The sequence below is a fragment of the Polaribacter sp. Asnod6-C07 genome, from assembly GCF_045063625.1.
GTDB lineage: Bacteria > Bacteroidota > Bacteroidia > Flavobacteriales > Flavobacteriaceae > Polaribacter > Polaribacter vadi_A.
This window is the reverse complement of the sequence record NZ_JBEFOF010000001.1, coordinates 1-3,033: the sequence shown is the minus strand read 5'-3', so window position 1 is coordinate 3,033 and position 3,033 is coordinate 1. Positions and strand designations below refer to the sequence as shown.

The window sequence follows — 3,033 nt, the reverse complement described above, 5'->3', positions numbered from 1 at the left end:
GTCAAAGCTTCACCGTATATACTAACCTTAATTCTCTCTTTTATTCTTTCTGATTTTTAAGGCCTTAATTTAACCTTTTTATTAAAATGCTAACTTAAGCCGTATAAACTTTATTGCTAGTTATAGCCTACTTACGAAAATCCTCGCGGATTTTCTATTCGGTTTGTAAATGTTTACTAAATTAGCTACCAAACCACGCAACTAACCATACACAAACACGTTGTACACAATACCAAAAATGAAAACCGTAATAAACAAAAACTTTATTCTAATGTCTATTTTAGCTTCATTATTTAGTTGTAATCAAAGTAATTATAACAAAGTAAAAAAACATATTTCTAAATCTAATTATGGAATTAATAATTTGGATAAGTCAAAAATAATTGATTTGATAAGACCTACGATTGGTATAAAAACGAAATCACAAAATGATAATGAAATAACTATTGGAATGTCCAAAATCGGTGGTAATCCTGATTTACCTAAAGATTTTATGTGGCCAAAATACGAAAATGAATTTTTGACTTTTTGTGCGCAATATAATTTAGCTGAATTAAGTAATTTTGATACGGAAAATAGTCTTCCAAACAAAGGAATGATTTATGTTTTTGTATATATAGACAAAGATTATCCTGGTTTTTTAAATAAAGAATCAAGTTACAAAATTGTTTACATTGAAAACATTGACGATATACAAAGAATTGACTTTCCTAAAGATTATTTTATAGAAGGTAAATTTAAATCTGCAAAAATTGACTATTTCGAATATTTCACATTACCTGATAGTCATAATTATAAAATAAAGAAATATATCAATAAATATGAACAATTTGACTACCTATATGAATCTGTAACAGAATTAATAGATAACACTACTAATCAAGAAATGGATAATTTTCATCAGCTTTTAGGAGAGGACAGGTCTGTACAATCTAGTGTTTTATTTGATTTTGCAACAAAAGAACTAAAAATTAAAACTTTGGAAGATTATAAGTCTAAACAAACTGAGATTGAAGAAATTTCAAGAAAATATAAAATATTATTGCAACTTGACTGTAATGACCGAAATTCTGATTTAAGCAAATTTGGAGGAAGTATGGTTATCTATTTTGGAATTGAACCAGAGCACCTGAATAATGGAAAGTTTGAAAATGTAGTTATGGCTTTTCAAGGAACTTAAAAAGTACTGTGTACAACAATGTATAAAAAACATAGGGCGTTTTAGGCTTGCCGAAAGGTCTGTATTTATTTACAAAGTTCGCCAAATATAAAATTTGACGTTTTCAATAAAAAAATAAAAGCAAAATATTATATTTGGCTAAGTGTTAAACCCGAAATGTAGTGCTTATCCTCTGCCCTACGTGTTTTATACTAACCGTTAGGCACAATCCCTCATAGAGCCCAAAACTCTTCAGTACGTTGGCTAACGTAAAATAGAGGAAATTATGGCTGAAAATTTAAAGACAAAATGAAAAATCTAAATATTTCTAAACAGCTGATTTTTAGCAATATAATTTTACGTTAGTCAGAATTAAAAATACCTACAGTTAGGTATTGACCTATTCGAAATTAGAGAGTACTTTTCTAAAATTAAAACCAAACACATATGAAAAAAGTAGTATTTCATTTTGAACTTAAATCAAAAGGGAGTTTAGCAAATGTATTTCTTTATCCTGAACAAGAAGAAGTTTCGGTAAGATTAGAAACCGATTCTAAGCGAAAAGAATGGAAAAGCAATCCATTTGAATTATTAATTGAAGAACCTTTCGAATATGTTCTTCAAGTATTTGGAGTTAGTGGAACTGAGTGGGAAGCTGAACTTAAAATTGTATCAAAACCAGAAAACAAACCATTTTTAAAATGGTCAGGAACAACTGGTGACACTAGAAGAAATATATCTGTTAGAAAAAAACCAATAATTAATCTACCATAATATTATGAAACAAAATATAATAATTGTATTAATCTTATTTTTATCAATATCGGTAAAAGCACAATTTAATGTAATTCAAGATGGTGAAGGAGAAACTTCCTTTCAATTATTTCAATCAAATACAATTTCCTTGAATACAGAAAAAACATCATTAGGCTTTTCAATTACACCAAAAAAAATAGTAAATAATAAAGGGGAAAAATACTGGACAATCACAGGTTCAGCAAATGCAAAAAAAGGAAGCTCAGACTTATTTAAAGGTGGTGAATTTCAGTTTAGTGGAAAAATTGGAGCAAACTTAATTTTTGATAAAACCAATTATGGAAATAGAGATAATCCTGGTGATGGGAATTTAATCTATTCTTTTCTTGGAGCTGAGTTCTTATATTCAAGAAATAACGTTTTTGATTCTACTAAAGATTTTGATAATCAAATTTTTGACCAAACAAATATTGGACTAAGAATAAATTATGGTTGGAATTTTCAAAATATTAAATTAGAAGGTAATTTTTTCAAATTTTTAGGAGAATTTACTGCTGGAATCTCTGGCTCAATTGGTGTAAAAGATAATACAGACATCTTATCTCAAAAAGAAATTGTAACTTCCTCAGAAACAATAACTAATGGAACAACTGTAAGAACCCTTTCTACAACGAGTGATGTTTATGAGGTGGATAAACTAATTTCAAATCAAAAATTTTCAAGATTAAATTTAGATTTTGGAAAACACTTTTTTAAACAACGTTTTTTTGCGAATGCTCATTTAACTTACGCAATAGATGAAGAACTAAAACCAGTTTTGAATCCATCTTTTGGAATATTTGTTATTCAAAAAGGGGCTCCTCTTGAAGCAATTTTAGGAATACAAATTCAAACATCTGATTGGTCAAATAATAGAGCATCAAAAAAAGATAGATGGGAAAGAAGTAGTATCGTTTTAACTGCTGGATTCCCATTCAATTAAAAAACTGTGCCTAACAAAGAACTGAGTTAAAAAACAAATAAATTCTTCATTAAATTTAGGCAATAGTTTTCTGGCATTGTTGAAGTAGAATAAATCTCCTTTAGTCGATTTATTTCCAATTCAACAAGCTATAATT

At 28.0% G+C, this 3,033-nt stretch carries 3 protein-coding genes; all 3 read left to right on the top strand.

The features are described from left to right. The first annotated feature begins 238 nt into the window (after positions 1-238). The 3 genes from ACJJVK_RS00015 (at position 239) to ACJJVK_RS00005 (ending at position 2,897) form a co-directional block, all read left to right on the top strand. Complete coding sequence (locus tag ACJJVK_RS00015) at positions 239-1,180, top strand: DUF1963 domain-containing protein (protein WP_405562108.1); 942 nt, start codon at positions 239-241, stop codon at positions 1,178-1,180. A gap of 426 nt (positions 1,181-1,606) precedes the next feature. Further along, the gene (locus ACJJVK_RS00010) at positions 1,607-1,933 is read left to right on the top strand and encodes a hypothetical protein (RefSeq protein ID WP_405562106.1); all 327 of its coding nucleotides are present in this window, start codon (positions 1,607-1,609) and stop codon (positions 1,931-1,933) included. A gap of 4 nt (positions 1,934-1,937) precedes the next feature. Beyond that, positions 1,938-2,897, top strand: a complete 960-nt coding sequence (locus ACJJVK_RS00005; protein ID WP_405562105.1) for a hypothetical protein — start codon at positions 1,938-1,940, stop codon at positions 2,895-2,897. Positions 2,898-3,033: the final 136 nt, after the last annotated feature.